This window comes from Mesorhizobium yinganensis, assembly GCF_040081985.1.
Classification (GTDB): domain Bacteria; phylum Pseudomonadota; class Alphaproteobacteria; order Rhizobiales; family Rhizobiaceae; genus Kumtagia; species Kumtagia yinganensis.
Genome location: NZ_JBEBMH010000019.1, coordinates 12,832 through 29,133 on the forward strand (window position 1 = coordinate 12,832; position 16,302 = coordinate 29,133).

Consider the following 16,302-nt stretch of genomic DNA (forward strand, 5'->3'; position numbering starts at 1 on the left):
CTCTTCCATAGCCGATCAAATCTGTAGACTTAAGGTCATGAATTCCCTCTTCCAGGGACGCGGCACATGAGCCGCTCTCAGCAACCTTTCATCGCACAGCGTCGCGGATCGCGGCGACATGCAGACCGACAACGGAGCCAACGATGACGAACAGACGTGATTTCCTTCGGCTATCCGGCGCGCTCGCCGGCGTGACGCTGCTGCCCGGCCTGGTGGAGCAGGCCATGGCGCAAGACGTGAAGAAGGGCGGTCACCTCGTTGTCTCGCTGGTGCCAGAGCCGCCGGCTCTGGTGCTGCAGGGCACGCATCCCTCGCACGTGATCATCCTCAACGTCTCGGACGGGCTGGTGTCCTATGGCGAAAAAGGCGAACTGATCCCGCAGATCGCGTCGTCCTGGGAGCAGAGCGACGACGGCAAGCAGGTCACGATCCATGTCCGCGAGGGCGTGAAGTGGCATGACGGCACGCCGCTGACCGCGAAGGATGTGAAATTCTCGATCGAGGTCGCGCAGAAGACCAACACGATCTCCGGCCCGACGCTGCGCAGCATCAGCTCGGTCGAGGCAACGGACGACAATATGGTCGTGCTCAACTTCAGCACCCCGTCGCAGGCCTTCTGGTCGGTGATCGACGGCGCGAAGACGCAGATCATTCCGGAACATCTCTACAAGGACGGCGACCCGCTCACCAATCCATACAACATCAAGCCGGTCGGCAACGGCCCGTTCAGGTTCAAGGAATGGGTGCGCGGCAGCCATTTGACGGTCGAGCGCAATCCCGACTATTGGGACCAGGGCAAGCCCTATCTCGACGAGATCACCTTTCGCTTCCTTCCCGACGCCGGCGCCCGCGCCATCGCGCTGCAGACTGGCGAGGCGCATTACGCGCCGCTGCTCGCCATTCCGCTCGTGGAAGCGAAGCGCATCGAGGCCTCGGCGGACTCGCCCCTCTCGATCGAGCGCAGCGGCTGGGATTCGATCGCGCCGATCTACTTCCTCAATCTCAACCTGGAGCGCGAGTTCTTCAAGGATGTCCGCGTCCGCAAGGCGATCGCGCATGCGCTCGACCGCAAGCTTCTCGCCAACAACGGCTTCTTCGGCTACGCCAAGCCGGCGACCGGACCGATCGCCAGTTATCAGGAGCGGTTCTACACGCCGGACACCGAGCAGTACGACTTCAATGTCGAGAAGGCCGAGCAACTGCTCGACGAAGCGGGCCTGAGCAAGGACGCCAACGGCGTCCGGCTCTCCTTCGACAACATGCCGATCCCCTATGGCGAGGACTACACCCGCACCGCGCAGCTGATCCAGCAATTGCTGAAACGCGTCGGTATCCAGGTCGAGCTGAAGAGCTATGACGTTGCGACCTATTTCCGGAAGCTGAACGTCGAGCGGGACTACGATACCGCGTCGCTCTACTACTCAACCTTCTCCGACCCGCAGATCGGCGCCGCGTTCCGACGCTATTGGTCGAAGGCGAAGGAGACCCCGGCCGGCGGCAATTCTTCGGCGTATGTCTCGGCCGAAGCCGACCGGCTGATCGAGGCGGCGCTGGTCGAGCCGAATGTCGAGAAGCGCCACCAGCTGATCGTCGAACTGCAGAAGCTGGCGCAGACCGAGCTGCCGTCGATCTCGCTCCTGGAGCTGGAGTTCTTCCGCGTCCGCTCCAAGCGGCTGGAGGGCATAAACAACGGGCCGTTCGGCGCTTTCGCCTCGCTGGCTTCGGCCTCGTTCAAGGACTGACCGCGTGACGCAGCCGCAGGCGGACGCCGGACCGGACGCGGGGGGACGCACACTCGCGCGCCTCCTCCGCTCATTTCCGCGGCCGCCTTACTGGCTCTATCGCGTGCTGCAGATCGTTCCGGTGGTCTTCCTGATCATCACCATCAATTTCTTCCTGCTGCGCCTGGCGCCGGGCGACATCGCCGACGTGATGGCCGGCGAGGCGGGCGCCTATTCCGTGGAGTTCACTGAAAAGCTACGCCAGGATTTCGGCCTCGACCGGCCGCTGCTGACGCAATACGTGACCTATGTCGGCAAGGTGTTGCAGCTCGACCTCGGCTGGTCGCACCGCAACGCGCAGACGGTGCTGAGCCTGGTGCTGGAGCGGCTCTCGGCGACGGCTGTCCTCGTCCTCACCGCCATCTTCATCGCCGCGGTGCTGGGCAGCGCGCTCGGCACGATCGCAGCGCTGACGCGCTCGCGATTCGTCGATTCGCTGATTTCCGCCATCGCGACAATGGGCTTTGCGACGCCGCTCTTCTGGCTCGGGCTGATGCTGATTGTCGTCTTCTCAGTACAGCTGCAATGGCTGCCGTCGAGCGGCATGTACGAGATCGGCTCCCGCGCTACGGGCTGGGACGCGGTGACGGAACGCATTCGTCACCTCGCGCTGCCGGTGGCATGCCTCGCCGCCTACTATCTCGCGATCTACACCCGCCTGATGCGGACCAACGTGTCCGAGCTGAAGCACCAGGATTTCGTCCGCACCGCGCGCGCCAAGGGCGCGTCGCCCGCCCGCACCGTGTTCCGGCACATCCTGCCCAATGCGATGCTGGGCCTGATCACGTTGACTGGACTGCAGTTCGGCGCGCTGTTCAGCGGCTCGGTCACGATCGAGGCGGTGTTCGGTTGGCCGGGCCTCGGGCAACTGGCGCTGAGCGCCGTGACGGCGCGCGACTACAACCTCCTGCTCGGCATCCTGTTTATCAGCTCGCTGTTTGTGCTGCTGGTAAACCTCGTGACCGACCTGAGCTATGCCTGGCTCGACCCCCGCGTGGAGCTGTCGCAATGATCCGCGCGGCGCGCCGCTTCCTGAGGTCCGGCCCTGCCGCCGTGGTGGGGTCTGTCATCCTGCTGGTGGTTCTGGGGGCAGCGATCGGCGCGCCATTGCTCGCGCCCAACGATCCGCTCGACATCGTCAGCATGCCATTTGTCTGGCCTGGTGACGACGCAACCGTCCCGCTCGGCACCGACATGCTCGGGCGCGACATTTATTCCGGCATCGTCCACGGCGCGCGCGTTTCGCTCGAGATTGGTTTCCTGGCCGGCATCGTGACCACAATCGTCGGCCTCATCATCGGCGCCGCGGCCGGCTATTTCGGCGGCTGGATCGACCAGACGGTCATGCGCATCTCCGAACTCTTCCAGATCATGCCGTCGCTGCTGCTGACCATCGCCATCGTCGCGGTCATGGGATCCTCGATCTCCAACATCGTTTTCGGCATCGCCGTCACGGGCTGGCCGCAGGTCGCGCGGCTGGTGCGCGCCGAGACGTTCCGCATCCGCTCGGGCGACTTCGTCCAGGCCGCGCGGGTCATGGGCTTCGCCCATTCGCGCATCCTGTTCCGGCATGTCCTGCCCAACGTGCTCGCTCCGGCCGTGGTGATGGTCTCGATCGTCGCCGGCAGCGCCATCCTGACCGAGTCGGCGCTGGCCTTTCTCGGCCTCGGCAATCCGAACCTCGTCACCTGGGGCAGCATGATCGGCGCCGGCCGCGAGGTGCTGCGCAGCGAATGGTACATGACGGCCATCCCGGGCGCCGCGATCTTCATCACTGTGCTGGGGCTCAGCCTCGTCGGCAACGGCCTGAACGGCCTGCTCAATCCCCGCCGCAACGTGGCCGCGTGACGCCATGACCTTTTCCTGGAATACCGCCTCGTTGGCCGTAGATGCATCAACTGACGCAGCGCCCGGTATAGTCCACGCCGCGCATGAGGTGGCCCCCTCAAAATCCGTCCTCGATGTGCAAGGCCTGACGACGGCGTTCCGCGCGGCCGGCGGCTGGCGTGACGTGGTCAAGGGCATCGGCTTCAGCGTCGGCGAGAACGAGACGGTCGCGATCGTCGGTGAATCCGGCTCCGGCAAGAGCGTCACGGCGCTGTCGGTGATGCGGTTGCTGGACGGGTCCTCCAGCCGGTCGGCCGGCAAGATACTGCTCCAGGGCAAGGACCTCCTCAGCCTGTCCGAACGGCGCATGCAGCAGATTCGCGGCAACGATGTCGCGATGATTTTCCAGGAGCCGATGTCGACGCTGAACCCGGTCCTCTCGATCGGCGCACAGATCGGCGAGGCATTGCTTCTGCACCGCAACCTGTCGCGCGACGCGATCAAGGCGGAGACACTGCGCCTCCTGGACCGTGTCCGCATTCCCTCGGCGCGGCAGCGCTTCGACGAGTATCCGCACCAACTGTCGGGCGGCATGCGGCAGCGCGTGGTGATCGCCATGGCGCTGGCGTGCCAACCAAAACTGCTGATCGCCGACGAGCCAACCACCGCGCTCGACGTGACGATCCAGGCCGAGATCCTCGACCTGGTCGCGGAGGTCCAGCGCGATATCCGCAGCTCGGTGCTGTTCATCACGCATGACATGGGGGTCGTCGCCGAGATCGCCGATCGGACGATCGTCATGCTCGACGGCCGGATCGTCGAGCATGGGCGGACGGCCGAACTCTTCAAGGCGCCGCAGCATGTCTATACGCGACGCCTGCTGGCCGCCGTGCCCCGCCTCGGTTCGATGGAAGGACTGCAGCGTCCGGCGCGCTTCCCGACGGTCGATCCGATCACGGGCGCTCTTGGCCCGACGGCCGAAGTGGTGGACACGGTCGCCGCCGCGCATCCGCCACTTCTGGAAGTGCGCAATCTCGTGATGCGCTTCCGCTCCGCCGGCGGTCTCCTGACCAAGGCGCAAGGCCGCGTCCATGCGGTCGAGAATGTTTCCTTCATCGTCAATGCGGGCGAGACTCTGGCGCTGGTCGGCGAATCTGGCTGTGGCAAGTCGACCACCGGGCGCTCCATTGTCGGTCTGGCGAAGCCGAATGCGGGCCAGGTGCTGATCGAGGGAACGGATGTGCTCGCCGGCCCAGCAGCCGCGACCCGCCCGCTGCGCAACCAGATCCAAATGATCTTCCAGGACCCTTATGGCAGCCTCAATCCGCGCATGAACGTCGGCGACGCGATCGCCGAGCCGATCATCGTTCATCGCCATGCAAGGAAGAGCGAAGCGCGCGACGAGGCGGTCGAGCTGCTGCGCCTGGTCGGCCTGTCGCCTGACATGGCCGCTCGCTATCCGCATGAATTCTCCGGTGGGCAGCGCCAGCGCGTCTGCATCGCCCGCGCGCTTGCGCTGAAGCCAAGGCTGATCATTGCGGACGAGGCGGTCTCGGCGCTCGACGTGTCGATCAAGGCGCAGGTGGTCAATCTGCTGCTCGACCTGCAGGAGAGCCTCAAGACGGCCTTCCTGTTCATCTCGCACGATATCGCGGTGGTCGAGCGCGTCAGCCACCGCATCGCGGTGATGTATCGCGGCGAGATCGTCGAGATCGGTCCGCGCAGCGCGGTGCTCGGCAATCCGCAGCATCCCTACACACGCCAGCTTCTGGCTGCGGTGCCGAACCCGGATCCGGACCTTCGCCGGGCGCACTCGCTGCGCGCGCCGAGCGAACCGGTCTCAACTGTGCGGCCGCTCGACTACGTGCCGCCCGAACGCGCCTACCGGCAGGTCGCGCCGGATCATTTCGTCCACGCCGAGCCGGACGAGACGGCGCTCGCCGCATAACCCGATAACGACCGACCCGGATTGGAAGTCCAGAATGCCTGCAACCAGCGTCATCGCCCGCGTCCCGCAAGAGAGCCGCGCCCACATCATCCGCAGCGACGCCGAGGCGCTCGAGGTGGTCACAGCCCTGTCCGACGAGTTCCGCCAGGACGCCGCCAAGCGCGACCGCGAGCGCATTCTCCCATATGCCGAGATCGAGAAGCTGGGCCAATCCGGCTTCTTCGGTATCTGCGTGCCGCGCGAACATGGCGGCGCCGATGTCTCGGCCGCGACGGTCGCCGAGGCGTTCCGGCTGCTGGGCGCCGCCGATCCCAGCATAGGGCAGATCCCGCAGAACCATTTCTGCTGGTTGGCGATCATCGCCAACGGCACCGAGGCGCAGCAGCGCTTCTTCTTCGAGCGCGTCCTGGCCGGTGACCGCATCGGCAACGCTCATTCCGAGAATACGAAGAACAAGCCAGGCGTCCACACGCATGATCTGGTGCGCGTTGCCGGCGGCTGGCGGATTACAGGCAGAAAATTCTACTCGACCGGCGCGATCTTCGCGCAGTGGATCCCGTTCATCGCGGCGGACGAAACCGGCGCATCGAAGATGTTCTTCACCGCGGCGGACGCCAAGGGCCTCGAAGTCGTCGACGACTGGAACGGCATGGGCCAGCGCACCACCGCGAGCGGTACGACCATCTTCAACGATGTCTTCGTGCCCGACGAACACGTCTTCCCCTATTCGAAAACCGAGGTGGACGCGAAATCGTTCATGTACAACGCGCAGCTGATCCACACGGCGATCGACGTCGGCATCGCCGAGGAGGTGCTTGGCGAGGCGCGTCGCTACATCCACCAGCACAACCGGCCATGGACTGGCAACCCGTATGACGAGCACGCCAGGGAGCCGTTCGTCGTGGCGGAGTTCGGCAAGTTGAGCCTGCGCGTGCGTACCGCCGCCGCCATGCTCGGGCGCGCTGCCGCCGCGGTGGACGCGATGCGGGCCGCGCCGTCGAAGCAGTCGATCATCGACGCCCGGCTTGCGATTGCGGACGCTCGCGTGGTGGCCGGCGAAGTGGCCGTGGATGTCTCGACGGAGTTCTTCGGCATTACCGGCGCTCGGGCCACGCTGCCGCAGTTCGGGCTCGACCGGCATTGGCGCAACGCGCGGACGCACACGCTGCACGACCCGCTGCGCTGGAAGTATTTCCACATCGGCAACTACTACCTGAACGACGTCGTGCCCGAGGCGGGCACTTACATCTAGACTTCCGAGGACATGAGGATATATGGAAGCCCGTGAAGGACACTTCCAATGACCAGCTATCTGCCCATTGATGGTGGCAGGTCTATCGCGTTCTGATGATGATTAAGGTCGTGTCGGGCGAGCCAGAACGCGGCGAAGCGTCGAAATGGGTGCATCGGTCGGCGGGGGTCGCCACGGTGATTTCCTAGCGGTGAGGGAACTCATGGTCGGCTTGCATGCCGCTACCCGCTTAACGGCAGTATACACTAAGCCATTTTAGGCAGTGGCGGCTCTCCCGTGGAGCGGGTTCATCTTAAGTTCGAAAGCAGCCATATTTCCTCTTAAGGGCCAAGTATTCCTTCACCTCAACCACGACGCCGCCGGTGCCGTAGGAGGTCGAGACAGTGTCTCCGGGCCGCACAAGATCGGCGACGTTTGGGGAGCCGAGCGGCGTGCGCCGATATTGGCACCTGTCCGGAACTCCAAGGTCGGCAGTGTAAATCGAGTACGTCTCCCAGCCTGGGTTGTCCGCCGGCGGCGGTGGCTTACGATGGTTCCGCATCGTTGCCCCTCCCCTCCTCGACCGTGCGTGGACTGCCGGCATGCGGCTGTCGATCTCTTCGTCGGTCAGATCCTCCAGCAGCTTGAGGGTGGTGCCCTTCCCGGCAACGTAGCTAAGGATGGTCCGCTTGCCATGATGCTCCGGCGGCCAGGCGTCCGGATTGGTCTCGCCGGCGATGCCTCTGAAGTCCGCATCTATTGCGGACCAGATCGCTTCGAGTTTTTCCTCGCGCGTCATGCCGTCGACAGCGCCTGTCTCGTAGGCAACTATTGCTGCCCGCATGGCGTCGGGGCTTCGCTTGTCGGAGAGGTCGCAGAAGCCATGGAACCACCGTTCGCGGCCACGGATCCTGACCGCGAAGAAGACGCTGGTGACATTGCCGGCCTTGTATTCGGACATGCCGAACATGCCGGTTCGCTGAAACAGCGGTGGCAGAAGTCCGAGCATGAAATGGTACGAGGAGGCCTCGATCTCGAACCACTCCGACGCATAGGCCTTGCCGGATAGGGGATCGACACCGGGCTTGTCGCTGTGGCGGTTGAAAAGGGCGAACATCTGCGAACGTGTTGCGACTCCGGCAAACACCTTTCGGAACGGGGGATGGGTGGACATGACATGTCTCCGGAACGGGCGACGCTTCCGCCGCGGGGAGGTGCCGCGGCGAGAGACGGTCGATGGATGACGGGATCGGCGGGCGGTTTCAGGCGGCGTGGCGATCCGCGGAATGTCCCGAGAAATGACCGACGCCTGTGATGGCGCGGACGGCGGCGGCGAGCGCCGGAATATTGTCGAGCATCGTGAGCGCGACGAAGTGATTGGCGCCGCCCGAATAGTCCTTACGGCCCTTGCAGGTGCGTATCAGGATGCCGTGGCCGGAGGACATTCCGAACTGGCCGACCTGGATGTATGCCCGGTCATGGTGAAGGGTAATTTCGCCAGAAACGGCTATGCCCGCCTTGTTCGAGCGCAGGTCGTAAGATCCCGACGGCAGGCCAAGTTCGGCGGCGAGTTTCTTCAGCCGCGAACGGGCCGTCGTGTGAAAACGTCTCTTCTGGTGCTCGTCATAGGAGCAGCTTCTGTTCCAGTCGAACATGTCGATCTCCATGAAACGAGACAGGCCCGGCGGTCGCTGGCGCGATCCCGGGCCTTTCTTCGGTTGAGTTGATGTTGTGGAAACGTCAGGCTGCTGCGCGGCCCTCGACGACATCGGCGCCAACCTCGTCGGCCGTCACCTCCTCGAGAAAGGCACGACTGTATCGGTTGCTGGCGAGCCAGCGCTCCGCTGCTTTCCTGTTCTCGGCAAGATGCAGAAGTTCCGGACTGTCGCCGAGCATTTGCAGGACACGGACGCTGCCGACGGCGGGACGTTCGACGACCTCGAAACGCAGGTCGCTCTCAACCGAGTAGGTGCGCCGGGCCGAGACAACGACGATGCCGCCCTGATCGAAATCACCCTCATGCAGGGTGAAATATGCGGGCGAGCTATAGGTCGCGCGCGATCGCGGCGGCTCTTTCTTCACGACGCGGCCGGAGCCATTGCGGCTCTCCCACCCGGCGAGCTTTTTTCGGAAACGGGTCGGCGGCTTCGCCGTGCCGTCGAAATAGCGGATGACGCTCCCCAACGGGGCGGAATCGTAGACGATATGGGCTGACATACGGATCTCCATGTCTGAAAACGAAAAGGGGCCTGGTGGGCATGCCGGGCCCGGTGCGAAGCGGGAGGCCGTTTACTCGGCGGCCTGAAGGTGGTCGGTTTCGTCGTCGGCGACGGTCGGTTCCTCGGACGATGTGTCCGCGAGGAAGGCCGGCAACTCGGCGGCATCGCCGTCGAGAGCCGTCTCGTCCGACACTTCACCGCTGACGGTCTGGCCAGGGTCGACTACCGCGTCATGGCCATCGCGGCGCAGCGGCTCGGGCAGCCAGTTCGACCCTTCGAGAAGGCGGGCGGCCTCGCGGGCCATCAGATCCTTCTTCATATGATCGATCAGCTGCGCGGAATCCGCGCCGCGTGCCTCGCGCACCGCCTGCACGATGCGAGTCTTCGTGACGCGGCCCAGATAGTTGTCGACGGTCGGTTCCCAACCGGCTGTGACCATGTCGAAGCCAAGCGTTGCTGCGAGCGCATCGGCATGGGCAAGCGCGCCCGGCCGCTTGTTCCAGGGCTCGACCACGGCGTTGAGCGAGAGCGAGGCGCAGTGCGCGAACAGCGCCTTGCGGCTCGCTTCATCGAGACCGAGCAGGAACCCCCAAAGATCGGTCGCCTCGTCGGGAAGGTCCCGGTCCCAAGCCTCGTGCCGCTCGCCGATCTCCTTTGCCCAAGGCGTCTCGGCAAGTCCCTGGACCTGGCCAAAACTGTTGCTCGCAAGAGTAACCTCGAGGCAGCTGTCCTTGGCGAAGCGGTAGAACACCTGCAATACGAGGGCATGGAGAACGGTGACGAAGGCGATTTCGACGTCACCGGCAAGAGCGTTGCGCAGCGCCAGCGTCTTCTGTGCCGTGAGGTCGAAGACAAGCCGTTCCGGCAGAGGCTTGATGCCTTCTTCCTCGGGCTCGTCGGGCGCATCGGATCCGCCGTTTGTTGACCGGCCGTTGACGACGACGCCATTGGCGCCGTCGTCGTCGGATTGCGGCACATCGCGATCATCGTCTTCCGGGCCTTCGTCGTCATCGCCCGTCTCCGCCCGGGGCTCATCCTCGGGGCGCACGAAGCCAGCTTGGACCTGCAAGTGACCGTTGGCACCGAGGGTCAGGAACGCTCCGGCGATAGCTTTCTGCACCGGGTCGTAGACCTGGGGACGATCACCGAAAGCGTCGAGTTCGGCGCCGAGCTGATCGAGCCTGTCCTCGATCTCCTGGTCGGCGTCCTCCATCTCGGCATATTTGGCGTCGAGCGCATCATACTCCGCTTTCGCCGCGTCGTAGCGGGCGCTCTCCTCGGTACTCATCTCCGCGGGCTCGGCATAGACCCGCCGCATGCCCGAGGTGTGGCCGTAGGGGAAGCTGATTGCCGCTTCGACCCATTTCCATCCCTCGGCGCGGATGGTCTCGGCGTCGGTCTTCAGCCTGTCGAAGACCAGCTGCTCGAGAAGCGCCGCATCCTGGAACCAGCCGCCTGAGTCCTGCTCGAACAGGTCGCGCAGGATGACGCCGCCGGCTGCCTCGTAGGCCTCGGGGCCGACATAGACCGCGCGGCGATCGTCGGCGCGGACCGTGGTTTCGGTCAGCAGTCGCCGGATGTAGTACGGTTCCTGCATGTGGGAGTTGCCGGAGATGCGCTCCCAGACCTGCTCCTGGCGGGCATGGTCATCCGAGATCGAGAATGCCATGATCTGCTCAAGGCGGATTTCGTCCTTCTCGTAGAGTTCGAGCAGCTTTGGCGAGACCGAAGCGAGCCTAAGCCGCTGCTTGGCCGTCGGCGCCGACGCGAAGAAACGGGCGGCGATCTCCTCGACGTCCAGGCCCTGCTCCTTCAGTGCCTTGAACGCACGAAACTGGTCGAGCGGATGCAGATTCTCGCGATGCACATTCTCGGCGAGCGAGTCCTCTTCGGCCGACGTCGTTCCGCTGCGATTGACGATGCAGGGGATCGGCTCGTTCTTTGCCAGCCGCTTCTGCTTGACCAGAATGCCGAGCGCGAGATAGCGGCGGCCGCCGGCGGGCACTTCGTAGGTGCCAGTTTCTTCGCCGTTGCCATCGAGGAGGGGCCGGACGTTCAGGCTCTGCAGCAGCTTTCGCCGACCGATATCCTCGGCGAGTTGCTCGATGGTGACGCCGTCTTTCACCCGGCGGACGTTCTCCTGCGACAGGACGAGCTTGTCGTAGGCGATGTTCTCCGAGGGGTTCATTGCGATCTTCTGAATGGCGCTTTTTGCCATGGTCAGGGTCTCCATGACGGGCGGTCCAGGGTCTCTCCCCGAACCTCCAAACCCGTCTGAAACCCACCCCTCCGCCCTCTGCCTCTCGCGGCCGCGGCGCCGGCGCAGGCCACCGGCTTCAATCCAGCTCGGCAATTTCGACCCGGCCAGCCTTGCGCAGCGCCTCGAGCATTCGGGCGTGGTCCATGAGGATATGGATGAGTGCCTGGCGATCGACGGTGACCGTCTTGCTCGTGCTGCGGGTTCGATCGTGGCGCTCATGGAGCAATTCGAACTCGGACATGGTGGTGTAGAGCTGGAGAATGGGACGGCCGCTCATGCCGCAGTCCTACGTTCGGCCGGCGCTAGCACGGTTTCGATGCCGGGGATGTCGGCGGAATAGTCTGGGGTGGATAGGAATTGCTGCATGACCTGATCTCCGTGACGGCCGACGGAAGAAAATCCCGCCTGGAAACCGTCACCAAGAAAGTCACTCCCTCTGCCGAGGGAATGGCTGGAATTTCAACAGCGCTGGTCGCCGGGGTTGGTACCGCTGCCTACAGAGGCGTGAAGATGGGTCGCGCGGCGTTGACCCGGTACTTCTGGCGCAGCGCGACGATGGCCGCATCCTGGCGCTCGATCTTGCGGCGCAGCCGATCAAGGTCGGATGCCGCGGCGTCGGTCAGTTGATCCAGGATCTGGAGGTAAGCTTCCTCATCCTTGCCCGTCCAGTTGGACATCCGACGATTGTAGCGACGCATTTTCGGTCGCGAACTGATCGCCTTCTCTTCCGCGCGATCGCGCAGAGATCGTTCGAGCTCGACCAGGTTATGCCGCGTTTCGTGCAGTCGGGCTTCCATCCGGGTCAGCGTCGTACAGGCTTCGGGATGGTTCATCATGGCGCCGTCTCCCCGCTTGTCGGTATCAGAGCATCGACCCGGCGGATGAGGACCGGCCGCGTGTCAGCCTCTTGGGCAAGCCGGCGGATCAGCTCAAGCTCGGCATCTGAGCAGTCGCCACGCACCTCGAGATCGATCCAATGACCCGCCCGGCCGACATGAGAGTCGCGCAGCCGGTGGCTGGACGAGGTATAGTAGCTCTCATGCGGGTCGTTTAGCCGGACGCGGGTGCGCAGGAACAGGATGCCCGACCCGAGATTGCCGCAGAACAGGAACTCGTCGGCCGGCGTGGCCTTCGGGCCGCCTCCGACTTTTCGATGGCCAATCTGGCGGAAGGCTTTATCGAACTTTTCGGGGTTCGGCGTGGTGCGCGCCGTGAGTTTGCCGTCGAACACCCAGGGTGGCCGATGCGGGTCGACCCGACCGACCACGATCTGGTGCAGCAGATCGAGCAGATACGTGGGACCCGCCGGACAGGGACAGCTGCGCCAGAGTTCGCGGACCGTGTCACGAAGATCGTTAGGCAGCGCGAACAGCCGGGCGCGGGCGTCGCGCCCGCGCGCGGCGCGAAGAGCACGCTGCTCACGTTCGCGCTCGTCCCACCAGATGTGACGGCGAGCCATTTCTTCCTCGACACTATGCTGGCCTGCAGCGATCATGTCGGCGAAGAGCGGAAGCGCTTCCCGTTCAAGTCGCTGCTTGCGCTTGAAGGCTGCGCGTTTGCGCGACGTGTCGCGATAGGGTTCGGGTTTGGGCCAGGGACGGAACCGCATCAGGTCCCCTCCCCGTGCTGTGCCCGCGCGGCGTTGGAAAGAATGCGGATGCCAGCAGTGATGCTGCCGGTCTCACGGGCTGCTTCGGCATAGGCCGAAATCGGAAATGCGCCGGCGAAGAAGACGTCGCGCTCGATATGCATGCCGAAAGGCAGCTCGAGCGCCGCAAGCTCTTCGAGACTGAAGGTTCCAAGCTCCGGAAAACCAAGGTCCGCGAGACCGAAACAAGTGTCCTGGTCTCCATCAACCTCTGTGGCAAGCCAGGTGCCGATGCCGACGGGATTGAAGAATTTGGCCACCGGAACATGGTCGCGCCCGCTGTGGCGACCATTGGCGAGAAGCTCTTCGCGCTGCTCCGGTGTCAGCAGCGGCATTCGGGTGTTGGCGGTATCCTGCATGGATCGCGCTCCCTGACGGGCGATCGAAAGCCCACCTTTCGATCTCGCAGCCGTCACGACGAAAGGCACCGGCCTCCTGGCTGGGAGGCCGGCGCCTTGAAGAGGCGATGAAAGGGATGGCGGCGTGCGGTATGCGGGATTGCCGGTCGGGGCAGGTTCAGTGGACGAGGTCGAGGAGCTTCTTGGCCTTGCCTTCCATCTCGAGCCGCACATCCTGGTGCTGCTTGTCGCGAGCGATGCGCGTGATGCCCTGAACGAAGTCGAAGACCGTTGCCGGCGGATGGCCTTCGTCGGTGAGCACGGCCTCGATAATCCTGGTGGTTTCGCCCTTCGAGAAGCCGCGCTTGCGCAGGAATGTTGTTCGATCGTCGTCGTTGCGGGCGACGACGCGCTCTCGCGCTGCCTTGATGCCGTTGACGAACGGCATGGGCGAGGATTCCGCGAACTGGATCAGCGCCGGCTCGGCTTCCAGCGCAAAGCGCGAGGCAGCATATTTAGAGTGCCGGATAGTGATTTCCTGGAAATCCTCGACGCCCCATAAATTTCTATTGCAACATACGGCACGCAGGTAAAAGCTTGCAATTCCGAGGGTTTTCGAGCCGACCTCGCTGTTCGAGGCATAGAATCCACGGAAATATAGATCCGGTTCGCCGTTTGGCAGGCGACCGGCTTCAATCGGGTTGAGATCGTCGACCAGGAACACGAAGATGTCGCGGTCCGAGGCATAAAGCGTGGTCGTATCCTTCGAGATATCGACATTGGGATTGTAGATGCTCGTCGACCAGTCGAGCAGACCGGGCACTTTCCAGCGCGTATCGCCGGTGCCGTTGCCGGCAATCTTCTGGACCGCGTCCATCAGTTCTGAGTCGAAAATTCTACCGTAGTCCGGACCCGTCACCGCCCGAAGTTCGAGGCGGCCGTTCTCGATCTCGAGCGTCTTGACCTGTTCGGCCCGGTGGGTCGAAAGCCCATACTGCAGATTGATTCCGGCAAGCGCTGCCGGAAGCTGGCGTAGATAGGTCGCAGGTGCGCCTACCAGGCTGGCGAGCTGTCCGAAACTCCAGTGCGTCGGCGCAACGGGAGCATGCGCATCGGGAAGCATCAACGTCAGCCGCTCGGGATTGTCGCGAGACGCTTCCACCCGGATCGCTTCGCTTTCCACAATCCGCGTCTTGCTGCGTTCTGACCGCCGCTTCACCGCATTGTTGAGGTCGGTGAGCGACAGGTAGCGCTCGTCGTCCGGCCGATTGAACCATTCCGACGACACGCGACCGATGCGCTGGCCCTTGCTGACGTCGACCTTGTAGCCGTTGGGCGCGCTGCGCGTTGTCGCCAGGATTTCCATATGGGTCATGGTCGTTCTCCGTGACGGGCGCCGGGAGCCTCTCTCCCGGCCTCGACCCGCCATCGCGTCCCGGCCTCCCCTCTGCCTCTACAAGTGCCCGCCGGCGCGCGAAGCGCGCCACCGCGGCGGCGCCAGCAGGAGCATCATGACGGTTGCATCGCCGCAGAAACCGTGAATCAATGCTCGACAGGGGATGCGGCGGCGTCCGGAGCGATGGAGGCGATGCGACGATTCAGACTGGCTGATCAGATCATCGAGGAGACGGCGACAGGTTTCCAGAACACGTTAGCTGACGCTTACCGTAAGCGAATCCGACCACTTTGCCTTTGCAAGGATGGTGGACTGGCTATGTACATCGCCCAGGTCGGCGACCAGTACATTGTCAAGCGCATGCCGATGTCAGGCGGCGGGCATGATCCCGCCTGCCCATCCTATGAGCCACCGGACGAGTTGTCGGGGCTCGGCGTGTTGATGGGCAGCGCTATCCAGGTCGATCCCGAAAGTGGAATGTCGGCGCTGAAAGTTGCCTTCAGCCTCATGAAGATAGGTAGACGAGCTGCGCCCACTGCGGGAGCCAATGGCAGCGATACTGTGGCCGGGGACGTGAAAAAGCTCTCTTTACGCAGCGTACTCCATTATCTCTGGCACCAAGCCGAGCTCACAGCCTGGACATCGCGATGGGCCGGCAAGCGTCACTGGTGGAATATTCGCTGGCACCTGATCGAGGCCGCGGGTCAGATGACGGTGAAGGGCGGAACGCTGACCGAGATGCTGTTCGTGCCGGAGCCATTCCGCGCGGCGGATAAGGCCGCAATCGAACAGCGTCGGGCCGCAGCGCTGGTTCCGGCATTGCCACCGAAAAGCGGACCACGCAAATTGATGATCCTGGTGGGTGAGGTGAAGGATTTCGCTCCGACACGTAGCGGCCACCGCCTTGTCGTCAAGCACCTGCCCGACTTTCCGCTGCTGCTCGACGAAGGTCTGTACCGGCGTCTCCACGGGCGCTTCGAGAGCGAACTGGCGCTGTGGGAGGCGGACGAGCCTTCTCACCTGATGGCGATCTTAACGTTCGGCCTCACACCGGCCGGTCTGGCGATTGTTGAGGACATGGCTCTCATGGTCGTGGCGGAGAACTGGGTACCCTACGACTCAGCCTATGAGAAGAGACTGGTCGACGCGCTGGCCAGGCTGCGCGACCGCAGCGTCAAAGGGTTGCGCTACAATCTGCCGGCCGAACAGCCGAGCGCGACTGCGATGCTGCAGCGTCAATCGCAGCCGGTCGCGCTTTACGTCGTTCCGCCCTCGGCCGATGATGCGTATGACGAGGCGCTGGAGGAGTTGATTGCCTCACGGCCAGAAATCGGCGCGTGGATCTGGCGGACGGCGGAGGGCGAGATTCCTCCGCTGCCCTGCCGGTGAACTCGGCACGGCGAGTCTGCCCGGCATTTTTCCCAGTTGCAAAGGCCTTGAGCGGTTGCCAGTCGACTGGTCTTCACTTTGCAATGCGGTAGAGAATTGTGCGTTGCAATATGCGTGTTGTCGAGTATGATCGCACTATTGGCCATCTACTCCTCCCAGATGCGATGCCGATGCTGGATGCGGTGCACCTCCTCCCGCGCCGTATTCATAGATCGAGCCCGCTGCCACCTCCTCCCGGCAGCGGGCTTTTTCATAGTCAGGTTTT

At 63.8% G+C, this 16,302-nt stretch carries 15 protein-coding genes; 6 read left to right on the forward strand and 9 right to left on the reverse strand.

The window, feature by feature from the left end; genetic code table 11:
- The first annotated feature begins 143 nt into the window (after window positions 1-143).
- From ABMA59_RS26050 to ABMA59_RS26070, 5 genes are read left to right on the forward strand one after another with little or no spacing between them, the layout of a single operon-like run.
- Entirely contained in the window at window positions 144-1,742 is a 1,599-nt protein-coding gene (locus tag ABMA59_RS26050; protein WP_349008301.1) for an ABC transporter substrate-binding protein, read from the forward strand.
- 4 nt (window positions 1,743-1,746) lie between these two features.
- Entirely contained in the window at window positions 1,747-2,793 is a 1,047-nt protein-coding gene (locus tag ABMA59_RS26055) for an ABC transporter permease (protein WP_349008302.1), read from the forward strand.
- Window positions 2,790-3,629 carry an ABC transporter permease gene (locus ABMA59_RS26060; protein ID WP_349008303.1) on the forward strand — a complete coding sequence of 280 codons (840 nt, stop codon included), beginning with the start codon at window positions 2,790-2,792 and terminating at the stop codon, window positions 3,627-3,629. The genes ABMA59_RS26055 and ABMA59_RS26060 overlap by 4 nt, the downstream gene beginning before the upstream one ends.
- A 4-nt stretch (window positions 3,630-3,633) precedes the next feature.
- Window positions 3,634-5,556, forward strand: coding sequence for an ABC transporter ATP-binding protein (locus tag ABMA59_RS26065; RefSeq protein WP_425475988.1), 1,923 nt, complete (start codon window positions 3,634-3,636; stop codon window positions 5,554-5,556).
- 34 nt (window positions 5,557-5,590) lie between these two features.
- Window positions 5,591-6,808, forward strand: coding sequence for an SfnB family sulfur acquisition oxidoreductase (locus ABMA59_RS26070; RefSeq protein WP_349008305.1), 1,218 nt, complete (start codon window positions 5,591-5,593; stop codon window positions 6,806-6,808).
- Window positions 6,809-7,100: 292 nt separating this feature from the next.
- On the opposite strand, the gene ABMA59_RS26075 is transcribed toward ABMA59_RS26070, so the two are convergent.
- The 9 genes from ABMA59_RS26075 to ABMA59_RS26115 form a co-directional block, all read right to left on the reverse strand.
- Window positions 7,101-7,961: a DUF1419 domain-containing protein gene (locus ABMA59_RS26075; RefSeq protein WP_349008306.1), complete on the reverse strand. Its 861-nt coding sequence runs from the start codon at window positions 7,959-7,961 to the stop codon at window positions 7,101-7,103.
- 88 nt (window positions 7,962-8,049) lie between these two features.
- Window positions 8,050-8,442 carry a hypothetical protein gene (locus ABMA59_RS26080; RefSeq protein WP_349008307.1) on the reverse strand — a complete coding sequence of 131 codons (393 nt, stop codon included), beginning with the start codon at window positions 8,440-8,442 and terminating at the stop codon, window positions 8,050-8,052.
- An 85-nt stretch (window positions 8,443-8,527) separates the two neighbouring features.
- On the reverse strand, window positions 8,528-9,004 hold the full coding sequence (locus tag ABMA59_RS26085; protein WP_349008308.1) for a hypothetical protein: 477 nt from the start codon (window positions 9,002-9,004) through the stop codon (window positions 8,528-8,530).
- 72 nt (window positions 9,005-9,076) lie between these two features.
- Complete coding sequence (locus tag ABMA59_RS26090; RefSeq protein WP_349008309.1) at window positions 9,077-11,224, reverse strand: ParB/RepB/Spo0J family partition protein; 2,148 nt, start codon at window positions 11,222-11,224, stop codon at window positions 9,077-9,079.
- Window positions 11,225-11,342: 118 nt separating this feature from the next.
- A complete protein-coding gene (locus ABMA59_RS26095) occupies window positions 11,343-11,543 on the reverse strand; it encodes a hypothetical protein (RefSeq protein WP_349008310.1) in 201 nt (66 codons plus the stop codon).
- A 217-nt stretch (window positions 11,544-11,760) separates the two neighbouring features.
- Window positions 11,761-12,102: a hypothetical protein gene (locus ABMA59_RS26100; RefSeq protein ID WP_349008311.1), complete on the reverse strand. Its 342-nt coding sequence runs from the start codon at window positions 12,100-12,102 to the stop codon at window positions 11,761-11,763.
- On the reverse strand, window positions 12,099-12,875 hold the full coding sequence (locus tag ABMA59_RS26105; RefSeq protein WP_349008312.1) for a hypothetical protein: 777 nt from the start codon (window positions 12,873-12,875) through the stop codon (window positions 12,099-12,101). The genes ABMA59_RS26100 and ABMA59_RS26105 overlap by 4 nt, the downstream gene beginning before the upstream one ends.
- Window positions 12,875-13,249: a DUF2958 domain-containing protein gene (locus ABMA59_RS26110; protein WP_349008372.1), complete on the reverse strand. Its 375-nt coding sequence runs from the start codon at window positions 13,247-13,249 to the stop codon at window positions 12,875-12,877. Before ABMA59_RS26110 ends, ABMA59_RS26105 begins: the two co-directional genes overlap by 1 nt.
- 181 nt (window positions 13,250-13,430) lie before the next feature.
- The gene (locus ABMA59_RS26115) at window positions 13,431-14,627 is read right to left on the reverse strand and encodes a DUF932 domain-containing protein (protein ID WP_349008313.1); all 1,197 of its coding nucleotides are present in this window, start codon (window positions 14,625-14,627) and stop codon (window positions 13,431-13,433) included.
- A 213-nt stretch (window positions 14,628-14,840) separates the two neighbouring features.
- Between ABMA59_RS26115 and ABMA59_RS26120 the strand changes: the two genes are divergently transcribed.
- The gene (locus ABMA59_RS26120) at window positions 14,841-16,037 is read left to right on the forward strand and encodes a DUF1173 domain-containing protein (RefSeq protein ID WP_349008373.1); all 1,197 of its coding nucleotides are present in this window, start codon (window positions 14,841-14,843) and stop codon (window positions 16,035-16,037) included.
- The last annotated feature ends 265 nt before the right edge of the window (window positions 16,038-16,302 follow it).